This window comes from Methylobacterium sp. 275MFSha3.1 (assembly GCF_900108435.1).
Classification (GTDB): Bacteria; Pseudomonadota; Alphaproteobacteria; order Rhizobiales; family Beijerinckiaceae; genus Methylobacterium.
In genome coordinates, this window is the sequence record NZ_FNWP01000002.1 from 449,266 (window position 1) to 472,224 (window position 22,959).

Annotated in this window: 20 protein-coding genes; 19 read left to right on the forward strand and 1 reads right to left on the reverse strand. The window is 73.4% G+C overall.

Annotated features, from left to right (window positions below; genetic code table 11):
- The first annotated feature begins 65 nt into the window (after window positions 1-65).
- Window positions 66-3,974, forward strand: a complete 3,909-nt coding sequence (locus BLW78_RS02105; RefSeq protein WP_091676200.1) for a baseplate multidomain protein megatron — start codon at window positions 66-68, stop codon at window positions 3,972-3,974.
- Window positions 3,975-3,992: 18 nt separating this feature from the next.
- A complete protein-coding gene (locus tag BLW78_RS02110) occupies window positions 3,993-5,249 on the forward strand; it encodes a DUF2793 domain-containing protein (RefSeq protein WP_091676202.1) in 1,257 nt (418 codons plus the stop codon).
- A 22-nt stretch (window positions 5,250-5,271) separates the two neighbouring features.
- Here the strand turns inward: BLW78_RS02110 and BLW78_RS02115 are convergent, their stop codons facing one another.
- A complete protein-coding gene (locus tag BLW78_RS02115) occupies window positions 5,272-5,832 on the reverse strand; it encodes a GDSL-type esterase/lipase family protein (RefSeq protein WP_244526723.1) in 561 nt (186 codons plus the stop codon).
- 79 nt (window positions 5,833-5,911) lie between these two features.
- Between BLW78_RS02115 and BLW78_RS02120 the strand changes: the two genes are divergently transcribed.
- From BLW78_RS02120 to BLW78_RS02200, 17 genes are all read left to right on the forward strand, one after another.
- Window positions 5,912-6,418, forward strand: coding sequence for a phage tail tip lysozyme (locus BLW78_RS02120; protein ID WP_091676205.1), 507 nt, complete (start codon window positions 5,912-5,914; stop codon window positions 6,416-6,418).
- A gap of 60 nt (window positions 6,419-6,478) precedes the next feature.
- A complete protein-coding gene (locus tag BLW78_RS02125; protein WP_091676209.1) occupies window positions 6,479-7,018 on the forward strand; it encodes a hypothetical protein in 540 nt (179 codons plus the stop codon).
- Between the two features lie 54 nt (window positions 7,019-7,072).
- Window positions 7,073-7,417 carry a hypothetical protein gene (locus tag BLW78_RS02130; protein WP_091676211.1) on the forward strand — a complete coding sequence of 115 codons (345 nt, stop codon included), beginning with the start codon at window positions 7,073-7,075 and terminating at the stop codon, window positions 7,415-7,417.
- 1 nt (window position 7,418) lies between these two features.
- Window positions 7,419-7,637, forward strand: coding sequence for a hypothetical protein (locus BLW78_RS02135; protein ID WP_091676214.1), 219 nt, complete (start codon window positions 7,419-7,421; stop codon window positions 7,635-7,637).
- A gap of 197 nt (window positions 7,638-7,834) precedes the next feature.
- Entirely contained in the window at window positions 7,835-8,206 is a 372-nt protein-coding gene (locus BLW78_RS02140) for a PepSY domain-containing protein (protein ID WP_020090901.1), read from the forward strand.
- Between the two features lie 35 nt (window positions 8,207-8,241).
- Window positions 8,242-8,919, forward strand: a complete 678-nt coding sequence (locus BLW78_RS02145; protein WP_012321897.1) for a response regulator transcription factor — start codon at window positions 8,242-8,244, stop codon at window positions 8,917-8,919.
- A complete protein-coding gene (locus BLW78_RS02150; protein ID WP_091676216.1) occupies window positions 8,916-10,076 on the forward strand; it encodes a 2-methylaconitate cis-trans isomerase PrpF family protein in 1,161 nt (386 codons plus the stop codon). Before BLW78_RS02145 ends, BLW78_RS02150 begins: the two co-directional genes overlap by 4 nt.
- 15 nt (window positions 10,077-10,091) lie before the next feature.
- Window positions 10,092-11,510: an ATP-binding protein gene (locus tag BLW78_RS02155; protein WP_091676219.1), complete on the forward strand. Its 1,419-nt coding sequence runs from the start codon at window positions 10,092-10,094 to the stop codon at window positions 11,508-11,510.
- Between the two features lie 219 nt (window positions 11,511-11,729).
- Window positions 11,730-13,217 (forward strand): c-type cytochrome biogenesis protein CcmI, encoded by a 1,488-nt coding sequence (gene ccmI / locus BLW78_RS02160; RefSeq protein ID WP_091676222.1) that lies wholly within the window; start codon window positions 11,730-11,732, stop codon window positions 13,215-13,217.
- Window positions 13,218-13,414: 197 nt separating this feature from the next.
- Window positions 13,415-13,927, forward strand: a complete 513-nt coding sequence (gene ccmE / locus BLW78_RS02165) for a cytochrome c maturation protein CcmE (protein WP_091676225.1) — start codon at window positions 13,415-13,417, stop codon at window positions 13,925-13,927.
- A 10-nt stretch (window positions 13,928-13,937) separates the two neighbouring features.
- On the forward strand, window positions 13,938-15,938 hold the full coding sequence (locus tag BLW78_RS02170) for a heme lyase CcmF/NrfE family subunit (protein ID WP_091676231.1): 2,001 nt from the start codon (window positions 13,938-13,940) through the stop codon (window positions 15,936-15,938).
- Entirely contained in the window at window positions 15,938-16,402 is a 465-nt protein-coding gene (locus BLW78_RS02175) for a cytochrome c-type biogenesis protein (protein WP_020090895.1), read from the forward strand. Before BLW78_RS02170 ends, BLW78_RS02175 begins: the two co-directional genes overlap by 1 nt.
- Before the next feature lie 96 nt (window positions 16,403-16,498).
- Window positions 16,499-17,155, forward strand: coding sequence for a glutathione S-transferase family protein (locus BLW78_RS02180; RefSeq protein ID WP_020090894.1), 657 nt, complete (start codon window positions 16,499-16,501; stop codon window positions 17,153-17,155).
- Between the two features lie 399 nt (window positions 17,156-17,554).
- On the forward strand, window positions 17,555-18,028 hold the full coding sequence (locus tag BLW78_RS02185) for a formate dehydrogenase subunit gamma (protein WP_010684574.1): 474 nt from the start codon (window positions 17,555-17,557) through the stop codon (window positions 18,026-18,028).
- Window positions 18,025-19,584 carry a formate dehydrogenase beta subunit gene (locus tag BLW78_RS02190; RefSeq protein ID WP_056527615.1) on the forward strand — a complete coding sequence of 520 codons (1,560 nt, stop codon included), beginning with the start codon at window positions 18,025-18,027 and terminating at the stop codon, window positions 19,582-19,584. Before BLW78_RS02185 ends, BLW78_RS02190 begins: the two co-directional genes overlap by 4 nt.
- A 10-nt stretch (window positions 19,585-19,594) precedes the next feature.
- Window positions 19,595-22,456: a formate dehydrogenase subunit alpha gene (fdhF, locus tag BLW78_RS02195; RefSeq protein ID WP_091676235.1), complete on the forward strand. Its 2,862-nt coding sequence runs from the start codon at window positions 19,595-19,597 to the stop codon at window positions 22,454-22,456.
- Between the two features lie 9 nt (window positions 22,457-22,465).
- Complete coding sequence (locus tag BLW78_RS02200; protein WP_056527622.1) at window positions 22,466-22,759, forward strand: formate dehydrogenase subunit delta; 294 nt, start codon at window positions 22,466-22,468, stop codon at window positions 22,757-22,759.
- Window positions 22,760-22,959 lie beyond the last annotated feature (200 nt).

The window sequence follows — 22,959 nt, forward strand, 5'->3', positions numbered from 1 at the left end:
TATCCGATCGGATACGGACCGGCAACCCGTCCACGCGATACCGCCATCAGATCCGGAGCCCCGCCATGGCGACGCTGATCCTGTCTTCGGCCGGCGCGGCGGTCGGCACCGCCCTCGGAGGCCCGATCGGCGGCTTGGTCGGGCGCGCGCTCGGCTCCGTCGCGGGCGCGGCCCTCGGCGGCGCCCTGTCGGGGTCCGGGCGGCACGCGCGCTTCGTCGAGGGGCCGCGGCTCGCCGACGTGGCCGGGCTCACCTCCACCGAGGGCGATCCGATCCCGCGGGTCTACGGGCGGGCGCGGATCGGCGGCACCCTGATCTGGGCGACCCGTCCGCTGGAGGTCGCCAACACCACCGTCGCCCGCGCGGCCGCGCCCGCCAAGGGCCTGGGCGGGCTCGCGGGCGGCCCGAGGACCGTCACCACCCGCTACAGCTACTTCGCCAACCTCGCGGTCGGCCTGTGCGAGGGCGAGATCGCCTGCGTCCGCCGGATCTGGGCCGACGGCAGTGAGATCGACCAAGCCGGCCTGACCCTGCGGGTCCATACCGGCGGCTCCGGCCAGGAGCCGGACCCGCTGATCGTCGCCAAGGAGGGCGCGGAGAACGCGCCCGCCTATCGCGGCCTCGCCTACGCGGTGTTCGAGAACCTGGCCCTCGCGGCCTTCGGCAACCGCGTCCCGCAATTCGCCTTCGAGGTGATCCGCCCGGTCAACGGCCTGTTCGACCGCGTGCGCGCCGTCGACCTGATCCCCGGCGCCAGCGAGTTCGGCCTCGATCCGGACCGCGTCACGGTCGATCTCGGGCTCGGCCGCACCGAGGCCGCCAACCGGCACCAGCTCCAGCGCGGCACCGACGTGATCGCCTCCCTCGACGCGCTCCAGGCGCTCTGCCCGAATCTGCGCCGGGTCGCCGTGGTGGCGACGTGGTTCGGCACCGACCTGCGGGCGGGATCCTGCCGGGTCGTGCCCAAGGTCGAGGCCGCCGACAAGCGCGCCCGGCCGGAGGATTGGCGCGTCGCCGGGATCGCCCGCGACCGGGCCGAGACGGTCTCGACCCTGCCGGACGGCAGCCCGGCCTACGGCGGCACGCCGGCGGATGCGGGCCTGACCCGGCTGGTCTCCGAGCTGGCGCGCCGGGGGCTGGCGGTGTCGCTCTACCCGTTCGTCATGATGGACGTGCCGGCCGGCAACGCGCTCCCCGATCCGCACGCCCCCGGCGCCGCGCAGCCCGCCTATCCCTGGCGCGGCCGCATCACCTGCGATCCGGCCCCGGGCCTTCCGGGGAGCCCGGACGGGACCGCCGCGGCCGACGCGCAGGTCGCGGCCTTCTTCGCGGGTGGCTACCGCGACGCGGTCCTGCACTACGCAGACCTCGCGGCCGGCTGGGCGGCCTCGGGCGCGCCCCTCGCGGCCTTCGTGATCGGCAGCGAGCTCGTCGGCCTGACCCGGGTGCGCGGCGCGGCCGGCTACCCGGCAGTGCGGGCCCTGCGCGACCTCGCCGCCGCGCTCCGCGACCGCCTCGGCCCGGCCGTCACCCTGGTCTACGCGGCGGACTGGACCGAGTACGGCGCCCATGTGGGCGACGGCGGCGCCACCGTCCGCTTCCCCCTCGACGACCTGTTCGCCGACCCGCATATCGGCGCCGTCGGGATCGACTGGTACCCGCCCGTCTCCGACTGGCGCGACGACCCGGACCACGCCGACCTCGCGGTGACGGGCGACATCGCCGACCGGGCCTATCTGAAGGCCCGGGGCGCGTCCGGCGAGGCCTTCGACTGGTACTACGCCGACGCGGCCGACCGCGCCGCCCAGGCCCGCCGGCCGATCACCGACGGCGCCGCCGGCAAGCCCTGGATCTACCGGGCCAAGGACCTCGTCGCGTGGTGGTCGAGCCCGCACGTGGAGCGCGACGGCGGCGTCGAGACCCGCACCACCGCCTGGGTGCCGGCCGGCAAGCCGATCTGGCTCACCGAGATCGGCGTTCCGGCGGTGGACAAGGGCACCAACGGCCCCAACGTCTTCCCGGACCCGAAATCGTCCGAGAGCGCCGTCCCGCCGGAATCCCGCGCCCTGCGCGACGAGCTGATCCAGCTCCGCGGGCTGGAGGCCGTGATCGCGCGGTTCGACCCGGCCGTGCCGGGCTTCCGGGAAGCCGACAACCCGGTCTCGCCGGTCTACGGCGGCCGCATGGTCGATCCCGACGGGATCTTCGTCTGGGCCTGGGACGCGCGGCCCTTCCCGGCCTTCCCGACGGTGCGCGGCGTCTGGGCCGACGCCGCCAACTGGCGGGTCGGCCACTGGATCACCGGCCGGATCGAGGGCTGCGACCTCGACCTGCTGGTCCAGCGGATCCTCGCGGATTTCGGGTTCGACGCGCCGGTCTCCGTGGAGGCCGCCGCCTATCTCGACGGCTACGTGATCGACCGGCCGCTCACGGCGCGCGGCGCCCTGGAGACCCTGGCGGAGGTCTACGGCCTCGACGTCTCGGCGGTGGCCGGGACCCTGCGGCTGCGCGGTCCCCGGCGCGACCGGCCCGTGATCCTGGCCGAGACCGACCTCGTCCGGCTGTCGGAGGAGCGGCCGGTCCTGCACCAGGTCCGGGCCGAGGAGAGCGCCCTGCCGCGCTCCGTGGACCTCGGGATCACCGATTCCGAGAGCCCGGATTACCGGCGCGCCGCGGCCTCGGCCGTGCGGCCCGCCGGCCTGCGGCGGCGCGAGACCCGGATCGAGGCGGCGATCGTCACCCGCCGGGAGACCGCCGACGGCCTGGCCGAGGCGCTGCTCGACCGGCTGATCGCGGCCCGCGACACCGCGGTGTTCACGCTGAGCCCGCGCCGGGTCGAGCTGGAGCCCGGCGACCTCCTGGCGGTCCCGGCCGACGTGCCCGGCGGCGCGGTCCTGCGCCGGATCGACCGGATCGACGACGCGCCCACGGGCCGCCGGATCGAGGCGAGCGGCGTGCCGCCCCGGGCGGGGCCCGGGCGCGGGCTGCCCCGCGCGATGGCCCGGGCCGAGGTGGCGCCGCCCGCCTTTCCCGGTCCGCCGCTCGCCCTGGCCCTCGACCTGCCGGTCGACCGCGGCGACCCCACGGTCCTTCAGTCCTGCGCGGTGGCGGCCGAGCCCTGGCCCGGCGCGGTCGCGATCTGGCGCGCCGCGGGCGACGGGCCGCTCGCCCTGCACCGCCTCGTCGACTACCCGGCCTGCCTCGGGCGCACCCTGTCGGCGCTGCCGCCCGGCCCGCTCTGGCGGATTCAGCGGGGCGCGCATCTCGACGTCGCCCTGCGGCGCGGCGCGACGCTGGCCTCGATCGGGGCGGGCGCGATGCTGGCCGGGGGCAACCTGTTCGCCCTGCTCGGTGCGGACGGGACCGTGGAGTTGCTCTGCGCCGCGTCCGCGGTCCTGACCGGGCCCGACACCTACCGGCTGTCCGGCTTCCTGCGCGGGCTCGCGGGCAGCGAGGCGGCGGCGGGGCGGGTCTGCCCGGCGGGGAGCCTGATCGTGCGCCTCGACGACGGTGCCGTGGCGCCCCTGGTCGACCGGCTGGACGAGGTCGGCCGCGCGTTCCGCTACCGGATCGGGCCGGCGGATCGCGATCCGGCCGACCCGGCCTTCGCCGAGATCACCGCCACGGCCGGCCTCGCGGCGCTGACGCCGCTGCGGCCGGTCCACCTGCGGGCGCGGCGCGCGGCGGACGGGGTGCGGCTCTCGTGGATCCGGCGGGCCCGCCGCGACGGCGATGCCTGGGAGCCGGCCGAGATCCCGCTCGACGAGCCGGAAACCTACGCCGTGACGGTGTTCTCGGCCGCCGGCACGGCCCTGCGCACGCTCCGGGCCGAGGCCCAGCACTGCCTCTACGCGGACGAGGCGGCCGATTTCGGCGGCGCCCAGACGCATCTCGACGTCGCGGTGGCGCAGATCGGTCTGGTCGCCGGCCCCGGACCCGCCTGCCGCGCCCGAGTCTCCGTCCGCTCGGCCTGACCGCCCGGGAGCCGCCCCATGTCCGACGCCACGCCCCATCTCGGCTTGCCGCTGATCGCCGCGAGCCAGGCGCAGAAGCACGTCACCCACAACGAGGCGCTCGGCCTCCTCGACGCGCTGGTCCAACTGGCGTGCCTGGACAAGGACCTCGCCGCGCCGCCGCCGGGCCCCGCGGAGGGCGACCGCTACCTCGTGGCCGCCGCCGAGCCCGGGGGCGCCTGGGCGGGGCTCGCGGGCCAGGTGGTGCGCTACGCCGACGGGGTCTGGACCGGCGCCGCGCCGCGGGTTGGCTGGCTCGCCTGGCTGATCGACGAGGCCGACCTCTACGTCTTCGACGGCGCGGCCTGGACGAGCCTCCGCCGCGCGCTGACCGCGCTCCAGAGCGTCGGCCGCCTCGGGATCAACACGGCGGCCGACGCCACCAACCGTCTCGCGGTGAAGTCCGATTCCGCGCTCCTGACCTGGGACGACGCCACGCCGGGCACCGGCGACATGCGGGTCTTCGTCAACCGGAAATCCGCCGCCCGCGACGCCGCCCTGGTCTTCGAGACCGGCTACGCGGCGCGGGCGCTGCTGGGTACCCTCGGGAGCGACGACTTCACCCTGAAGGTCTCGCCCGACGGGGCCGCCTTCGCCACGGCGCTCACCGCCTCGGCGCGGACCGGCGGGATCGACTTCGCCTCGGCCGAGACCGCCCTCGCGGCCGCCCCCACCACCGACCTCGGCGCGGCCGGCACCCGGCGGGTGCTCGTCACCGGCGCGGCCCGGATCGCGAGCTTCGGCGCCGCCGCCGACCGGGAGCGGTTCGTGCGCTTCTCGGGCGCCGCGACCCTGGTCCACGATCCCGAGGCGCTGGTGCTGCCGACCCGCGCCGATCTCGTGACGGCCGCCGACGACACCTGCATCGCCACCTCGGACGCGGCGGGCCGCTGGCGCGTGCGCCACTACCAGCGCGCCGACGGGACGCCGCTCGCGACCGGCGCGCAGGTGCTCGGCGCGAACGGGTCGGTGCGGCTCCCGGGCGGCCTGATCGCGCAATGGGGGCTCGTCACCGCCGCCGACGCGGATGTCGCGGTGGCGTTCGGCATCGCCTTCCCGGGGAGCTGCCTCGGCGTCTGGGCGCAGCCGGTCGCCGGCGCCGGCGACGCGCTCCACGCCGCGCAGGTCAGCGACGTGGCGGCCACCGGGTTCACGCTCCGCACCCGCCGCGCGACGCCCGGCGCGGTGGCGGGGGTCGGGTCGGTGCCGACTTACTGGCTGGCGCTGGGCGCGTGAGCGCCCGACCCCGCGGCCGCCGTTATTCCCGGACGGTGTCGAGGGCCCGGAGCATCGCCGGCTCCACGGCCGCGTAGCCCGCGCCGTTGAGGTGGATGCCGTCGTCGGTGAAGTCCCGCCGGAGCGCCCCCGCCTCCGTGGCGAGCGGCGGCCCGTAATCGACGAGGCGGGCCGGGCCCGCCGCGCAGTAGGCGCGCAGCCACCCGTTCAGGGCGCGGATCCGCGCCACCGGCCGCAGCTCGGGGCGCCAGCCCCAGAAGTCGCTCGGCATCACGGTGCCGATCGTGAGCGGCAGCCCGGCCGCGAAGGCCATCCGCCCCATGGCCATGATGTTCCCGGCGATCGCCCGGTCCGGCACCGGGCCGCCGATCTCCGCGATGTCGTTGATCCCGCAGAGCAGATGCACGCCCCGGGCGCCGGCCGTGTCCCGCAGGAAGCGCGCGCGGATCTGCCCGCTCGTCTCGCCCGGGACGCCCCGGGCGACGAAGCCGTGGCGCGCGAAGGTCTCGGCCCGCACCGCGCCCCAGGCGGCGGTGATCGAGTCGCCGATGAACACGAGCGGCCGGTCCTGTCCGCGTCCCACGCTTTCCCCTCGGCGCCGCCCGCGGCGCGGGCCGCCTTAGCCCGGCGCGTCCGGGCACGCCAGCTTCCGGAGCACGCCCATGCCGCCATCCGACCCCGCCGCGCGGGAGCCCTTCGCCGCCGCTTGCCGCCGGCTCGGCCCGCAGCTGATGCGCGATCTCGGCCTGAGCGACGTCCAGGCCGCCGGCCTGCTCGGCAATCTCGGCCACGAGACCGGCGGGTTCCGCCACCTCCAGGAGGTCGCCCCCGCAGTGCCGGGCTCCCGTGGCGGCTGGGGGCTCGCCCAGTGGACCGGGCCCCGGCGCGTCGCCATGGAGGCGTGGTGCCGGGCGCGCGGCCGCGATCCCGCCGACCCCGAGGCGGGCTACGGCTACCTCTGCGCCGAGCTGCGCGGTCCCGAGGCGCCGGCCCTCGCGGCCCTGCGGGCCACCACCACCCTCGCTGCCGCCACCGAGGCGGTCTGGCGCCGCTACGAGCGGCCCGGCGTCGTGGCGCCCGCGCGCCGCCTCGCCTGGGCGCGCCGGGCCCTCGCCGCCCTGCGCGACGGTCCCGCCGCGATGCCGGCTCAGCCGCCGGGCCGGCCCTGACCCGTCGTCACACGATCCCGAGCCGGCCGGGTCCGCCGCGCGCTGAGAAGGAGTTCCACGATGATGCACCCGATCCGGGCGGCCCTCGCCCTGGCCGTCACGGGCCTGCCGCTCGCCGCGCAGGCCGGGGGTGCCGCGCCCGCCGTCGCTTCGGTCGCGGCTTCCATCGCCGGCCCGGCGCTGCCGTGGGGCGACTGGCTCTCCGGTCTGCTCCAGCCGGTGACGGCCGCCCTCGTGCCGCTCGCCGCTGCCGCCGTCACCGCCGGCATCGCCCGGGTCGCGCCCTGGGCCGCCTCGGTGCTCACCCGCGACCGGATCGAGGCCGCGATCCGCGCCGGGGCCGAGTTCGGCCAGAACGCCGTGGCCGGGGCCGCCCGGGGCCGGACCGTCAGCGCCGATCTCGGCGCCGCGGTGGTGGCTGCCGGCGCCCGGCACGTGCTCGCCACCGCCCCCGCGCACGTCGTGCGGAAGGCGGGCGGCCCCGAGGGCGTGGCCGCGCGGATCTTCCGGGCGCTCCCCCTCGATCCGCAGGCGAGCGCCGCTAACGTCCTCGCCCCAGCGCTCGCGCAGCTGCGCGGGGCGGACAAGCACCCGGCCTGAGGCCGGGCCTCGCCGCCTCGGCGGTGCGGGGGCCGTGTAACAGGGATCGTCACCATGAAGCCCCTCCGCACCGAGGCACGGCAATCCGCGCCCCCCCAGGACGCCGAGGGCGCGGGGGTCGCCCTCGGCGGGCGGCCCCGGACGATCCGCTTCCCGCCCGTCTGGCACGCGTGGTTCGCCCGGCAGTCCGAGCCGCGCCTCGCCGCCCTCGACGAGCTGGTCGACGCGCATCTCGAGCGCCGCGCGCTGCGCCGCTACCTGCGCCGGCTCAAGCACGCGACGGTGCTCACCTTCGTCGCCGCGGCGGCGGCCGCGCACTGGTTCTCCGACCAGGTCGCGTGGCTCGCCGCGCATATCCCGGCCCTGCGGGCCCTCTGGAAGCTGCTGACGGGAGGGTGAGATGCGCCTGCTCTGGGACAGGGTTCTCGACCGGGCGTGGCTCGGCCTGGCGGCCGCCGCGGCGGTGACGGTCGCCGTCCACGAGGGTGCGGCGGTCGGCCGGCTTGCCTGGACGCTCGGGTCCGGCGGCGCCGCGCAGGCCGCGCCGGCGGGGACCGGCCGGGCCGGGCCGCCGGCCCGCGCCGCGGCCTGCGGTCCCGCCGCAGCGCCGCCACCGTGAGACCGGCCGCGGCGCCTGTGGGAAGCGGCGCACGGCGTGGAACCGGGCGCCGCCTCGGCCGTCATGTCCGCACGATGCCGCCCGCCACCGAATCGACCGCGAAGGGACTGTCCGGACCGCCGCCGACGACCGCCGGGGGCGACGCACGGCCACGTATTCAGGACGCATTCAGTGCCCTGGGCTCACATCGTCTGCCAATGCGCTACGCCATCGCCCTCGTCGCCATCAGCCTGACCGCCGCGGCCCTCGCCGCGGGCGGCCTCGGCTCCATGGCCGACGACGGGCCGGCCCCTCAGACGGGCGCGGTGTCGAGCCAGCCGCCGCTGCGGATCGAGAGCTGCCTGTCCCCCGCGGACCTGCGCGAGGAGGTCGGCGAGCGCCGGGTGATCCCGCCGGTCGCGGCGATCCGCGCGGCCCGGACAGTGATCCCCCGCGCCGAGATCCAGCGGGCGAGCCTCTGCCGTCACGCGGACGGCCTCGTCTACATGCTCACCGCCTTGCGCCGCGACGGGCATTTCGTGCACGTGATCGTCGACGCGCGCACCGGCACCGTGGCGGGACAGTATTGAGCGGGCGCGGGGACCGTTTCGGAGGGGAGTGAGCCGTGCGTCTGCTGGTCGTGGAGGATGACAAGGACATCAACCGGCAGGTCGTGGCCGCGCTGGAGGAGGCCGGCTACGTCGCCGACAAGGCCTATGACGGCGAGGAGGGCGGCTATCTCGGTGAGAGCGAGCCCTACGACGCCATCATCCTCGACATGGGCCTGCCCAAGGCCGACGGCGTCACCGTGCTGCAGAAGTGGCGCCGGGCCGGCGTGAAGACCCCGGTGATCATCCTCACGGCCCGGGACCGCTGGTCCGACAAGGTCGACGGCTTCGACGCCGGCGCCGACGACTACGTCACCAAGCCCTTCCACATGGAGGAGCTGATGGCCCGGGTGCGCGCCCTGCTGCGCCGCGCCGCTGGCCACGCCACCAGCCAGATCGCCTGCGGGCCGGTGACCCTCGACACCCGCTCCGGCAAGGTCTTCGTCGACGGCGCCCAGGTGAAGCTGACGAGTCACGAGTACCGGCTGCTCTCCTACCTGATGCACCATACCGGCCGGGTCGTGTCCCGCGCCGAACTCACCGAGCACCTCTACGACCAGGATTTCGACCGCGACTCGAACACGATCGAGGTGTTCGTGGGCCGCCTGCGCAAGAAGCTCGCGGTGGACCTGATCCAGACAGTCCGCGGCCTCGGCTACCTCGTGGATCCCAACCAGCCGCCGGCGCGGATGTGAGCGCGGCCGCGCGTTCCGGCACGCTGTCGGCCGTGTTCATGCGCGGCGGCACCAGCAAGGCGCTGATGCTGCACCGCCGGGACGTGCCGGGGGATCTCGCCGCCTGGGAGCCGGTCTTCCTCTCCGCCATGGACAGCCCCGACCCGTTCGGGCGGCAGCTCAACGGCATGGGCGGGGGCGTCTCGTCGGTCTCGAAGATCTGCGTGGTCGAGCGCTCGGCGCGGCCCGACGCCGACATCGACTACACCTTCGTGCAGGTCGTGGTCCGCGACGGCCGCATCGACCTCTCGGGCAATTGCGGCAACATGCTCGCCGCCGTGGGGCCGTTCGCGGTCGACGAGGGGCTCGTCGACGTCCCGGACGGCCCGGTGCGGCTGCGGATCTTCAACACCAACACGCGCAAGCTGATCGTGGCGGGCTTCGCGGCCGCGGGCGGCCGCAGCGTCTACCGCGGCGACCTCGCGATCCCCGGCGTCACCGGCACGGGCGCGCCGATCCAGCTCGACTTCCTGGATCCGGGCGGCGCCACGACCGGCCGGCTGCTCCCGACCGGCGCCGTCCGTCAGAGGCTCGACGTGCCGGGCCTCGGCGCGATCGAGGCCTCGCTGATCGACGCCGCCAATGCCTGCGTGTTCGTCCGCGCCGCCGATCTCGGCCTCGCCGGCACCGAGCTGCCCGCCGCCCTGGAGGCCGTGCCGGGCCTCCTCGACCGGCTGGCGCGGATCCGCCGGGCCGGCTCCGTGGCGATGGGCATCGCGCCCGATCTCGAGGCGGCGGCGCGCGTCGTCCACGTGCCCTTCGTCGGCCTCGTGGCGCCGCCGCAGGATTCCGGCAGCCTCTCCGGCGCCACGATCCGCGCCGCCGAGACCGACCTGACCGCCCGGGTCATCTCGAACGGCGTGCCGCACCAGGCGCTGCCGCTCACCGCCACCCTGTGCCTCGCGGTCGCCGCCCGGCTCGAAGGCAGCCTCGTCCACGAGGCCGCGCGCCCCACCGACGCGGCCCTGCGGGTCGGCATGCCGTCGGGCATCCTCACCGCTGACGCCGCCGTGACCCGCGGGGCCGACGGCTGGCGGGCCGAGCGCGGCGCCTTCTTCCGCACGGCGCGCCCGCTGATGCGCGGCGCGGTGTTCTACGATGCGCCGCCGCACGTCTGAGCGACCGACGCATCCATGATCGACCTCATCGGCCTCTTCTCCCTGCGCCGCCGCTCCATCGCGGTGCGACTCGCCGTGTCGGCGTTCCTGTCGAGCTCCGCGATCCTGCTGATCGCGGCCTGGATCCTCACGACCCTCTACCGCGAGAACACCGAGCGCTCCTTCGACAGCCGGCTCCTCGTCTTCGCCAACAATCTCGCCACCGACCTTGTCTCGCCCAACGACCCCGAGAGCCGGACCTTCTCGCTCGGCGACCCGCGCTTCGACCTGCCCCTGTCCGGCTGGTACTGGCAGGTCGGCAAGCCCGACGCGAAGCCGCGCGACGTGCGCACCTCCCGCTCGCTCGTCGGCGTGCCGCTCCCGCCCGCGACGGATTCGGACGGCAAGGTCGGCGTCGGGCAGATCCGCCAGGGCTACGGCAAGGGGCAGGACGGACGCCTCCTGCGCATCATGGAGCGCGACGTCGATCTCGGCGAGGAGGGCCGCTACACGGTCCGGGTCGCGGGCCCCGCCGACGAGATCGTCAACGACGTCGACCGCTTCCGGAACTCGCTGACCATCACCTTCGGCCTGCTCGGCCTGTCGCTTGCGATCACCACGCTGCTGCAGATCCGCTTCGGCCTCGCGCCCCTCAAGAAGATGCGCGCCGCGCTCGGCGCCGTCCGCCGGGGCGAGGCCGACCGCATCACCGGCACCTATCCCCGCGACATCGCGCCGCTCACCGGCGAGGTGAACCTCCTGATCGAGACCAACCGCGAGATCCTGGAGCGCGCCCGCACCCAGGTGGGCAACCTCGCCCACGCCCTGAAGACGCCGCTCTCGATCATCGTCAACGAGGTCGGGGCCTCCGACGCCCCCGAGGAACTCGCGCATAAGATCCGCGAGCAGGCCGCGGTGATGCGCGATCAGGTCAACTACCACCTCGACCGGGCCCGCGCCGCGGCGCTCGCCGGCACGCTCGGCACCTCCACGGAGGTCGAGCCGGCGCTCGCCGGCCTCGTGCGCACCTTCGGGAAGATCTACCGGGACAAGGACATCGCCTACGACGTCCACGTCCCGCCGGGCCTGCGCTTCCGCGGCGAGCGCCAGGATTTCGAGGAGATGGTCGGCAACCTCGTCGACAACGCGTCCAAGTGGGCCCACGGGCGGGTGGCGATCCGGGCCGAGGCGGTGAGCAAGGACGATTATCCCCACCTCGTCGTCGCCATCGAGGATGACGGTCCGGGCCTGCCGCCGGAGGCCCGGCAGGCCGTGCTCGGCCGGGGGCGCCGCCTCGACGAATCGAAGCCCGGCTCGGGACTCGGCCTGTCGATCGTGGCCGACCTCGCCGCCCTGTACCGGGGGCGCTTCACCCTGGAGCAGGCGGCGCTCGGCGGCCTGCGCGCGGTGCTGGAGGTGCCGGGGGACCTGCCGGTCGGCACGGCCGCCCACTGAGGCCGTCGGACGCGTCCGGGCACGTCCGGGCACGTCCGGCCGCGTCCGGGTACGGGCCGGGAGGCGGCGCGCGGCCTCATGGCTCCCGCCCGGGGCCTTGTCATCGCAACAGAGTTGCGTGACACCGAGCCGCCGCCGGGAGGCGTCGTGGCATCACGCCGCCGGCTCCACAGGGCGTGGGGAGGGGCGGGCCGGTGCGGCCCGTTGGCGATAAGGTCCATGACGGCGATCTGGTTCATCCTGGCGGCCATGACCGCGGCGGCCGTGCTCGGCCTGCTCTGGCCGATGTCGCGGCGCGCCGCCGTGCCGACCGGCGAGGCCGGCGGCAGCGGGCTCGCCACCGAGACGGCGTTCTACGAGGATCAGATCGCCGAGATCGACCGCGACCTCGAGCGCGGCCTGATCGCCCCCGACGAGGCCGAGACCGCCAAGGCCGAGGCGGCGCGCCGCCTGCTCCGGTCGAGCCGCGAGGCGCAGCGCGAGGCCGAGGATGCCGGCATCGCCGAGGCCGCGCGCCCGGCCGAGCCGCGCCTGCGCCGCCGGCGCGCCGCCTCGGCCTTCGCGCTCTCCACCATCCCCCTCGTGGCGCTGATCGCCTACGGGCTCTACGGCTCGCCCGAGGTGCCGGCGCAGACCGAGGCTGACCGGCAGGCCGCCCGCGGCGGCGCCGACGAGCTGATGAAGGCGGTCGGGCAGATCGAGGCGCGCCTCGCCCGGGACCCGAACGATGCCCGCGGCTGGGCCGTGCTCGCCCCGGTCTACATGCGCACCGGCCGATTCGACGATGCCGCCCGCGCCTACGGCCACCTCGCGCGGATCAAGGGCGAGACCGCCGACCTCCTGGCCGACCAGGGCGAGGCCCTCACGGCGGCCGGCGACGGCACCGTGTCGCCCGAGGCCAAGGCGCTGTTCGAGAAGGCGCAGGCCAAGGAGCCGAACGCGCCCAAGCCCCGCTTCTACCTCGCCCGCGCGGCCGAGCAGGCCGGCGACACCGGCGAGGCGATCCGCCAGCTCACCGAGCTCGAGGCCAGCAGCCCGCCGAACGCCCCGTGGCTCGGGATCGTCAAGCAGAGCCTCGCCCGCCTCAAGGGCGAGCCGCCCCCGCCCGCGACGCCCCAGGCCGCCCCCGAGATCCCGGCCGAGCAGCAGGCAGCGATTCGCGGCATGGTCGACGGGCTCGACACCCGCCTCAAGAGCGGCGGCGGCACCCCCGACGAGTGGCTGCGGCTCGTCCGGTCCCGGATGGTCCTCGGCGAGCGCGCGCAGGCGACCAACGCCCTGGCCCGCGCGCGCACGGCCCTCGCGGGCGACCCGCAGGGTCTCGCCCAGGTCGAGCAGGGCGCCCGCGCCGTGGGTCTCGGCGCCGAGGGCGCGGCGCCCGCGCCGGCCGAATCGGGCCGGGCGGGACCGGGCGTTCAGGCCGAGAAGGAGGCCGCGATGGCGGCCGTGCGCGCCATGCCGCAGGCGGAGCAGCAGGCGGCGATTCGCGGGATGGTCGAGGGACTCGACCGGCGCCTCGCCGCGCGGGGCGGCACGCCGGACGAGTGGATGCGGCTCGTGCGTTCCTACAGCGCGCTGGGCGAGCGCGACCAGGCGGTGAAGGCCCTCGATCGCGCCCGGATGGCGCTGGCCGCCAACAGCGAGGCTGTGGCGCGGCTCGACGGTCTCGCCCGGGAGCTGGAGCTCCCCGCCAAGCCCAATCCCTGACCGCCGGGCCTCCGCCAAGCCCGTTCCCCGGCGCCACGAAATCGCGAGCCCGCCTCCGTGGAGCGGTCCGTACGACAATCGGTCCCGACGCCCGCCCTTGACCCGCGGGCGCCTGGAGCCGACACCCTCAAGACTAGAATGAGAACGGTTCCGGTCGAGGCGGGTCTCCGCGCGCCGGACCGCGGGGTGGAAGTATCGTGACGCGTAAGAAACGCCGCCTGATTTTGATCGCCGCCTGCGGCAGCGTCCTGGCGCTCGCCGTGGGGCTGATGCTGTACGCCATGAGCGGCTCGATCGTGTTCTTCCGCTCGCCCACCGACATCGCCAAGCAGGCCATCGCCCCGGGCACGCGGCTGCGGCTCGGCGGGCTGGTGAAGGACGGCTCGCTCAGGCGCGGCCCCGACCAGACGGTCGATTTCGCCGTCACCGACACGAACGAGACCGTCGAGGTCCACTACAAGGGCCTGCTGCCGGACCTGTTCCGGGAAGGGCAGGGTGTGGTCGCCGAGGGCGTGCTGGAGCCGGGCAGGCAGTTCCGCGCCGACACGGTGCTGGCCAAGCACGACGAATCCTACATGCCCCGCGAGGTGGCCGACGCGCTGAAGGCGCAGGGGCGCTGGCAGGAGGGCGGCCCGAACAAGGGCGGCCCGGCGCCGAAGCCCGCCACCGCGGCGGCGGACAGCACCCTCGGTCCCCGCAGCGAGCGGTGAGGGAACCCGCATGATCGTCGAGACCGGCCACTTCGCCCTCGCGCTCGCGCTGGCGATCTCCCTCGTCCAGGTGGTGATGCCGATCTGGGCCGCCCGCTCGGGCGATCCGGCCCTGCGCCAGACCGCCTCGCAGGCGGCGCTCGGCGCCTTCGCCTGCGTGCTCTTCGCCTTCGCGGCGCTCACCTACGCGCACGTCACCTCGGACTTCTCGGTCCAGAACGTCGTCGAGAACTCGCACACGCAGAAGCCGCTGATCTACAAGATCTCCGGCGTCTGGGGGAACCACGAGGGCTCGATGCTCCTCTGGGTTCTGATCCTCACCCTGTTCGGCGCCTGCGTGGCGGCGGCCAAGAACTCGGTGCCGCCGCGGCTGCGGGCCAACACCCTGGCCGTGCAGGGGCTGATCACCTTCGTGTTCGTGCTGTTCATCATCACGACCTCGAACCCGTTCACCCGGGTGATCCCGGCCCCGCTCGAGGGCAACGACCTCAACCCGCTGCTGCAGGATCCGGGTCTCGCGGTCCACCCGCCGCTCCTCTACGTCGGCTATGTCGGCTTCTCGATCAGCTTCGCCTTCGCGGTGGCCGCGCTGATCGACGGGCGGATCGACGCCGTCTGGGCGCGGGCGGTGCGGCCCTGGACCCTCGCCGCGTGGTGCTTCCTGACGCTCGGGATCGCGATGGGCTCCTACTGGGCCTATTACGAGCTGGGCTGGGGCGGCTGGTGGTTCTGGGACCCGGTCGAGAACGCCTCCCTGATGCCGTGGATCGCCGGAACGGCGCTGCTGCACTCCACCGTGGTGATGGAGAAGCGCGACGCCCTGAAGGTCTGGACGGTGCTGCTCGCCATCCTGACCTTCTCGCTCTCGCTGATCGGCACCTTCCTGGTCCGCTCGGGCGTGATCACCTCGGTGCATTCCTTCGCCACCGACCCGACCCGCGGCGTCTTCATCCTGGCGATCCTGATCCTGTTCATCGGCGGCTCGCTGACGCTGTTCGCGTGGCGGGCGCCGCTGCTGCGGCAGGGAGGCTTGTTCGCGCCGATCTCCCGCGAGGGCTCGCTCGTCCTCAACAACCTGTTCCTGGTGGCGGCCTGCGCCACCGTGCTGGTCGGCACGCTCTACCCGCTGGTGCTCGAGATGCTGACGGGCGAGAAGATCACGGTCGGTCCGCCCTTCTTCAATTCCACCTTCGTGCCGCTGGCGATCCCGCTGCTGCTGATCGTGCCCATGGGCCAGGCGCTGGCCTGGAAGCGCGGCGACGTGCTCGCCGCCGCCCAGCGCCTGTTCGCCGCGCTGGCGGTCGCCCTGGTGGTCGGCTTCGCGGTGCTGGCGCTGACCTGGGGCGGGCCGGTGCTGGCGCCGGTCGGAATCGGCCTCGGCGCCTACCTGCTGATCGGGTCCGCCCTGGAGATCGTCACCCGCGCTCGCGGCTACGGGGCGAGCCGCGCCCGGTCCCTCGGACAGATCGGCCGCCGCGCCGTCGGCCTGCCGCGCTCGGCCTGGGGCACCGCCATCGCCCATGCCGGGGTCGGCGTGGTGGTGCTGGGCATCGCCGCGCAGGGCTGGGCCACCGAGGGGCTGGCGACCCTCAAGCCCGGGGAGAGCCTCGCGACGGGGCCCTACGTGGCGACCCTGGACCGGGTCGCGCCGCGCAAGGGACCGAACTACGAGGAGGCCGCCGCCTACCTGACGATCCGCACCCGCGGTGGCGACGAGGTCGGGAAGGTCGAGACCGGCAAGCGCTTCTACCCGAGCCGCAAGATGGCGGTGACGGAATCGGGGCTGCTGACCAACGGTGTCAGCCAGGTCTACGCGAGCCTCGGGGAGATCGGGCAGGACGGCGGCGTCGGCCTGCGCCTCTACTACAAGCCGCTGGTCCTGCTGATCTGGCTCGGGGCGGTGGTGATGGCGCTGGGCGGCGGCCTGTCGCTCACGGACCGGCGGATGCGCGTGGGCGTCCCCGCCAAGGCGAAGGCGCGGCCGCTCCCGGCCGCGGTGCCGGCCGAGTGATGGCGCGCCGTTCGCTCCGCCCGGCGCTGGCCGCGCTCGCCCTGCTGGCGTCTCTGCCGGCCCTGGCGGTGCAGCCCGACGAGGTGCTGAAGGATCCCGCGCTGGAACACCGCGCCCGGGAGATCTCGGCCGAACTGCGCTGTCTCGTCTGCCAGAACCAGTCGATCGACGATTCCGACGCGCCGCTCGCCAAGGACCTGCGCCTGATCGTCCGCGAGCGGCTGGAGAAGGGCGACAGCGACACGGCGGTGCTCGACTACGTCGTGGCCCGCTACGGCGAGTTCGTGCTGCTGCGCCCGGTCTTCGCGCTGCACACCCTGCTGCTGTGGCTGACCCCGGTGCTCGCGGTGCTGCTCGGCGGGCTCGGAATCTGGCGCCTCGCCCGCCGCCGCCCGCCCGCGCCGGCCCGGAACCTGTCGGCCGCCGAGCAGGCGGAGGTCGCGGCGCTGCTGCGACGGGAGTAGAATCGCCGCCGGAAGCGATTCGCCCGCCCCGTTCGGCACGAGTCTTGGATCGGGCCTCGCAGACCGCACGATCGGCGACGCGCCCGGGGCAGGACGATGACGGCCGCTACGCTCACCATCTCGAGCCGCAACTACTCCTCGTGGTCCCTGCGGGGCTGGCTGATCTGCCGGATGGCCGGGCTCGACTTCCGGACGGAGGTCCTGTCCGGCACCGACGCCACCACCCGGGCGGAGCTGCTGCACCTGTCGCCCTCGTTCCTGGTGCCCCGCCTGCGCCACGGCGACGTGGTCGTCTGGGACACGCTGGCGATCGCCGAGTATCTCGCCGAGACCTTCCCGGAGGCCGGCTTCCTGCCCGGCAACGTGGCGGAGCGCGCCCATTGCCGGTCGATCTCGGGGGAGATGCATTCCGGCTTCGTCAATCTGCGCTCGGCGCTGCCGATGAACCTGCGCGCCTTCCACCCCGATTTCCGCGTGTTCAACGGTGCCAAGGCCGATATCGAGCGCATCGTCACGATCTTTGACGATTGCCTGGACCGCTACGAGGGGCCGTACCTGTTCGGCGCGCGGCCGTGCCTCGCCGACGCGATGTTCGCCCCGGTCTGCACCCGCTTCCGCACCTACGACGTCGCGCTGCCGCCCCGCGCCGCCGCCTACCGCGACACGATCCTGCACTGGCCGCTGATGGTCGAGTGGGCGGAAGCCGCCGCCGACGAGCCGGACGAGATCGAGGAACTCGAGATGGAGTTCTGACGCGGCCGAGGCTGCCGCCTTGGAGCCCGCCACCGTCCTTGCGAGCGGAGCGAAGCAATCCAGTCGCGCCACGCTTGCCGAGGTCGCGCTGCCCTGGATTGCTTCGCTCCGCCCGCAAGGACAGAGGGCTCTGAGCGGACGTTCCGGACCCAACGTGGCGGAATGCAGTTTCTTGCAGGGCACAAATTTATGTTGCGACGCAAGCGACAAATCCTGACTGCCGATCGGATCTGAAAAATCGCGCTGCGGCAAGAGGTTAAGGAACTGGCTCCGCTCCTCAGGCCTGCGCGTTACAGCTCGACAAACGTCCTTTGTCGCCCGACCGGACAGCGCGATTGATGCCATTCGGCATTTCTGTTCCTCTTCGCATTAGAACAGGAACAGACTGGGCTGGAAACCATGGCGCGTCACGAGCCCTGGAGCGCGGAGCGCGCATCCGGGATCATCGCCGAGCACACCCATCTCGAGGGGGCCACGCTGCCGATCCTGCACGCGCTGCAGGAAACCTTCGGCTACGTGGATTCCGGTGCCGTGCCGCTGATCGCGGACGCGCTGAACCTGTCGCGCGCCGAAGTCCACGGCTGCATCACCTTCTACCACGACTTCCGGGCGCACCCCGCCGGCCGCCACGAGGTGAAGCTGTGCCGGGCCGAGGCCTGTCAGGCCATGGGCTCGGACAAGCTGCACCGCGAGATCCTGGGCCGCCTCGGCTGCGGCTGGCACGAGACCACCGCCGACGGCAGCGCCACGGTCGAGCCGGTCTACTGCCTCGGCCTCTGCGCCAACGGCCCCGCCGCGCTGGTGGACGGTGAGCCCGTCGCGCACCTGACCGCCGACGCCCTCGAAGCTGCCCTGACGGAGGTGCGCCAGTGAGCGTCACGCTCTACGTTCCGCGCGACGCCGTCGCCCTCGGGCTCGGCGCCAACAAGGTTGCCCGCGCCCTCTTCGCCGGCGCCGAGCGCCGCGGCCTGGACGTCACCATCGTCCGCACCGGCTCCCGCGGCCTGTTCTGGCTGGAGCCGATGGTCGAGGTCGGCACCCCCGAGGGGCGCGTCGCCTACGGGCCGGTGACGGTCAAGGACGTCGATGCCCTGCTGGATGCCGGCCTGACCACGGGCGGCGACCACGCCCTGCGCCTCGGCGATCCGGAGAAGATCCCCTACCTCGCCCGGCAGCAGCGCCTGACCTTCCACCGCTGCGGCGTGGTCGACCCGGTCTCCGTGGACGATTACCGGGCCCATGGCGGCTACCGCGGCCTCGAGGCCGCCCTGAAGCTCGATGCCGAAGGCATCGTGGCGGCGGTGCGCGATTCCGGCCTGCGCGGCCGGGGCGGTGCCGGCTTCCCGGCCGGCATCAAGTGGAACACCGTGATGCTCGCCAAGGCGGACCAGAAATACGTGGTCTGCAACGCCGACGAGGGCGATTCCGGGACCTTCGCCGACCGGATGATGATGGAGGGCGACCCCTTCAACCTCATCGAGGGCATGACAATCGCGGGCGTCGCGACCGGCGCCACCCGCGGTTACATCTACCTCCGCTCCGAGTACCCGCAGGCCTTCGCCACCCTGAAGGAGGCGATCGCCAACGGTGTGACGGCCGGCGTGCTCGGCGACAACATCCTGGGCTCGGGCAAGACCTTCCACCTGGAAGTGCGCCTCGGCGCCGGAGCCTATATCTGCGGCGAGGAGACCTCGCTGCTGGAGAGCCTGGAGGGCAAGCGCGGCATCGTGCGGGCGAAGCCGCCGATCCCCGCGCTCAAGGGCTTCCTGGGCAAGCCGACGCTGGTCAACAACGTCATGACCTTCACGGCCGTGCCGTGGATCCTGGAGAACGGGGCCAAGGCCTACGCCGATTACGGCATGGGACGGTCGCTCGGCACCCTGCCGATCCAGCTCGCCGGCAACGTCAAGCACGGCGGCCTGATCGAGATGGCCTTCGGCATCACCCTCCGGCAGGTGATCGAGGATTTCGGCGGCGGCACCCGTTCGGGCCGGCCGGTCCGGGCCGTGCAGGTCGGCGGGCCGCTCGGGGCCTACTTCCCCGACCATCTCCTCGACACGCCCCTCGACTACGAGGCGATGGCGGCCAAGAAGGGCCTCGTCGGCCACGGCGGCATCGTGGTGTTCGACGACACCGTCGACATGGCCTCCCAGGCCCGCTTCGCCTTCGAGTTCTGCGCCACCGAGTCGTGCGGCAAGTGCACCCCCTGCCGCATCGGCGCGACCCGCGGCGTCGAGACCATGGACAAGGTGATCGCCGGCATCCGGCCGGACGCGAATCTCAAGCTGGTCGAGGATCTCTGCGAGGTCATGACCGACGGATCGCTCTGCGCCATGGGCGGGCTGACGCCCATGCCGGTGATGAGCGCGATCACCCATTTCCCCGAGGATTTCAGGCGCGCCGGCGATCTGCCGGCCGCGGCCGAGTAAGGAGGCGTCGATGGGCCTGATCAAGGAGATCGACTACGGCACGCCGATCCGCGTCAGCGAGCAGACGGTGACGCTGACGATCGACGGCATGTCGGTGACGGTGCCGGCCGGCACCTCGGTGATGGCGGCGGCGATGCAGGCCGGCACCCAGATCCCGAAGCTCTGCGCCACAGACTCGCTGGAGCCGTTCGGCTCCTGCCGCCTCTGTCTCGTGGAGATCGAGGGCCGGCGCGGCACCCCGGCCTCCTGCACGACCCCGGCCGAGAACGGCATGGTGGTGCACACGCAGAACGAGAAGCTCGCCAAGCTCCGCAAGGGCGTGATGGAGCTCTACATCTCCGACCATCCCCTCGACTGCCTGACCTGCGCGGCCAACGGTGACTGCGAGTTACAGACCCAGGCGGGCGTCGTCGGCCTGCGCGACGTGCGCTACGGCTACGAGGGCGACAACCACGTCCGGCCGAGCTCCGAGAAGTACCTGCCGAAGGACGAGTCGAACCCGTACTTCACCTACGACCCGTCGAAGTGCATCGTCTGCAACCGCTGCGTCCGCGCCTGCGAGGAGGTGCAGGGCACCTTCGCGCTGACCATCGCGGGCCGCGGCTTCGACAGCCGCGTGGCCGCCGGCCCGACCAATTTCTTCGAGTCCGAGTGCGTTTCCTGCGGCGCCTGCGTCCAGGCCTGCCCGACCGCGACGCTCCATGAAAAGTCGATCCACGCGTACGGCCAGCCCGAGCACGCGGAGGTGACGACCTGCGCGTATTGCGGCGTCGGCTGCTCGTTCAAGGCCGAGATGCAGGGCGAGCGCGTCGTCCGCATGGTTCCGTACAAGGGCGGCAAGGCCAACGAGGGCCATAGCTGCGTGAAGGGCCGCTTCGCCTACGGCTACGCCACCCACAAGGACCGCATCACCAAGCCGATGATCCGCGAGAAGATCACGGATCCGTGGCGCGAAGTGTCGTGGGAGGAGGCGATCGACCGCGCGGCCTCCGAGTTCAAGCGGATCCAGGCCAAGTACGGCAAGGATTCGGTCGGCGGCATCACCTCGTCGCGCTGCACCAACGAGGAGGCCTACCTCGTCCAGAAGCTCGTGCGCGCCGCCTTCGGCAACAACAACGTCGACACCTGCGCCCGTGTCTGCCACTCGCCGACCGGCTACGGCCTGATGTCGACGCTCGGCACCTCGGCCGGCACCCAGGACTTCAAGTCGGTCGAGAAGTCCGACGTGATCCTGGTGATCGGCGCGAACCCGACCGACGGCCACCCGGTCTTCGGGTCGCGCATGAAGAAGCGCCTGCGCGAGGGCGCCAAGCTGATCGTCGCCGATCCGCGCAAGATCGACCTCGTGAAGTCGCCCCACATCAAGGCCGACTATCACCTGCCGCTGAAGCCCGGCTCCAACGTCGCCTTCATCAACTCGCTGGCGCACGTGATCGTCACCGAGGGGCTGATCGACGAGGCCTATGTCCGCGAGCGCTGCGACCTCGCCGAGTTCGAGTCCTGGGCCCGGTTCATCGCCGACGAGCGCCACTCCCCGGAGAACCAGCACTCCTTCACCGGCCTCGACCCCGAGCAGGTCCGCGGGGCGGCCCGGCTCTACGCCAAGGGCGGCGCGGCGGGCATCTACTACGGGCTGGGCGTCACCGAGCACAGCCAGGGCTCGACGATGGTCATGGGCATGGCCAACATCGCCATGGCCACCGGCAACATCGGCAAGCTCGGCGCCGGCGTGAACCCGCTGCGCGGCCAGAACAACGTGCAGGGCTCCTGCGACATGGGCTCGTTCCCGCACGAGCTGACGGGCTACCGTCACGTCTCGGACGATGCGACCCGCGAGAGCTTCGAGGCCCTCTGGGGCGCCAAGCTCGACAACGCGCCGGGCCTGCGCATCACCAACATGCTGGACGAGGCCGTCGAAGGCACGTTCAAGGGCATGTACATCCAGGGCGAGGACATCGCCCAGTCGGATCCCGACACGCACCACGTGACCTCGGGCCTGATGGCGATGGAGTGCATCGTCGTCCAGGACCTGTTCCTGAACGAGACCGCCAAGTACGCCCACGTCTTCCTGCCGGGCGCCTCGTTCCTCGAGAAGGACGGGACCTTCACCAACGCCGAGCGCCGCATCTCGCGGGTCCGCAAGGTCATGGCCCCGATGGGCGGCTACGGCGACTGGGAGGGCACGGTGCTGCTCTCCAATGCCCTCGGCTACCCCATGAACTACAATCACCCGTCCGAGATCATGGACGAGATCGCCTCGCTCACCCCGAGCTTCACCGGCGTGTCCTACGCCAAGCTCGACGAGCTCGGCTCGGTGCAGTGGCCCTGCAACGAGAAGGCGCCGCTCGGCACGCCGATGATGCACGTGGACCGGTTCGTCCGCGGCAAGGGCCGGTTCATGATCACCGAGTTCGTGGCCACCGAGGAGCGGACGGGCGCGAAGTTCCCGCTGATCCTGACCACGGGCCGGATCCTGTCCCAGTACAATGTCGGCGCGCAGACCCGGCGCACCGAGAACTCGCGCTGGCACGAGGAGGACGTGCTGGAGATCCACCCGTTCGACGCGGAGCTGCGCGGCATCGTCGACGGCGACCTCGTCGCCCTGGAGAGCCGCTCCGGCGACATCGCCCTGAAGGCCAAGATCTCGGAGCGGATGCAGCCCGGCGTGGTCTACACGACCTTCCACCACGCCAAGACCGGCGCCAACGTCATCACCACCGACTACTCGGACTGGGCGACCAACTGCCCCGAGTACAAGGTGACGGCGGTGCAGGTCCGGCGGACCAACCGGCCCTCCGACTGGCAGGCGAAGTTCTACGAGGAGGACTTCTCCCTGACCCGGATCGCCCAGACCCTCGACGCGGCAGAGTAAGAGTACCCGATGAGCGCCGTGACGCAGGCGGACAAGCTCGTCCGCATGGCCAACCAGATCGCGACCTTCTTCCGGTCCTACCCGGAGGAGGAGGCGGTGGCCGGGATCCAGAAGCACATCAAGGCGTTCTGGACGCCCAAGATGATCGCGCATCTCGAGGCCGCCCTGCCGGAGCAGGGCGACCGGGTCGACGGCTACGTGCGGCGGGCGCTGCGGGGCGAGGAACCGGCGGCCGACAGCCCGGTGCGGCCCGCGACCCGGAATCCGCAACTCGCGGGCGCGGGCGCCAGCGACGCCGGCTGATCCGCCCGAGGCCGGGCTGGACCCTCAGCCCGCGCCACGCCTGGCCGGCAGGCGATCACGCGAAGCACCCCTGTCCCGACTGGGAGCGGGGGTGCCTGGCGTTCGATGCGGTTTCCGGGTCACCGACCGGTTCCGCCGTCCTCGCGAGCGGAGCGAAGCAATCCAACAGCGCCCCGCTCTCCACGATGGCGCGACCCTGG

Bases quoted from the DNA above. Each gene is read 5' to 3' on its own strand.
- fdhF (WP_091676235.1), top strand. From the start codon at position 19,595: ATGGGCCTGATCAAGGAGATCGACTACGGCACGCCGATCCGCGTCAGC.
- BLW78_RS02105 (WP_091676200.1), top strand. From the start codon at position 66: ATGGCGACGCTGATCCTGTCTTCGGCCGGCGCGGCGGTCGGCACCGCC.
- BLW78_RS02180 (WP_020090894.1), top strand. From the start codon at position 16,499: ATGACGGCCGCTACGCTCACCATCTCGAGCCGCAACTACTCCTCGTGG.
- BLW78_RS02130 (WP_091676211.1), top strand. From the start codon at position 7,073: ATGAAGCCCCTCCGCACCGAGGCACGGCAATCCGCGCCCCCCCAGGAC.
- BLW78_RS02175 (WP_020090895.1), top strand. From the start codon at position 15,938: ATGGCGCGCCGTTCGCTCCGCCCGGCGCTGGCCGCGCTCGCCCTGCTG.
- BLW78_RS02135 (WP_091676214.1), top strand. From the start codon at position 7,419: ATGCGCCTGCTCTGGGACAGGGTTCTCGACCGGGCGTGGCTCGGCCTG.
- ccmI (WP_091676222.1), top strand. From the start codon at position 11,730: ATGACGGCGATCTGGTTCATCCTGGCGGCCATGACCGCGGCGGCCGTG.
- BLW78_RS02170 (WP_091676231.1), top strand. From the start codon at position 13,938: ATGATCGTCGAGACCGGCCACTTCGCCCTCGCGCTCGCGCTGGCGATC.
- BLW78_RS02140 (WP_020090901.1), top strand. From the start codon at position 7,835: ATGCGCTACGCCATCGCCCTCGTCGCCATCAGCCTGACCGCCGCGGCC.
- BLW78_RS02125 (WP_091676209.1), top strand. From the start codon at position 6,479: ATGATGCACCCGATCCGGGCGGCCCTCGCCCTGGCCGTCACGGGCCTG.
- BLW78_RS02155 (WP_091676219.1), top strand. From the start codon at position 10,092: ATGATCGACCTCATCGGCCTCTTCTCCCTGCGCCGCCGCTCCATCGCG.
- BLW78_RS02120 (WP_091676205.1), top strand. From the start codon at position 5,912: ATGCCGCCATCCGACCCCGCCGCGCGGGAGCCCTTCGCCGCCGCTTGC.
- BLW78_RS02185 (WP_010684574.1), top strand. From the start codon at position 17,555: ATGGCGCGTCACGAGCCCTGGAGCGCGGAGCGCGCATCCGGGATCATC.
- BLW78_RS02110 (WP_091676202.1), top strand. From the start codon at position 3,993: ATGTCCGACGCCACGCCCCATCTCGGCTTGCCGCTGATCGCCGCGAGC.
- BLW78_RS02200 (WP_056527622.1), top strand. From the start codon at position 22,466: ATGAGCGCCGTGACGCAGGCGGACAAGCTCGTCCGCATGGCCAACCAG.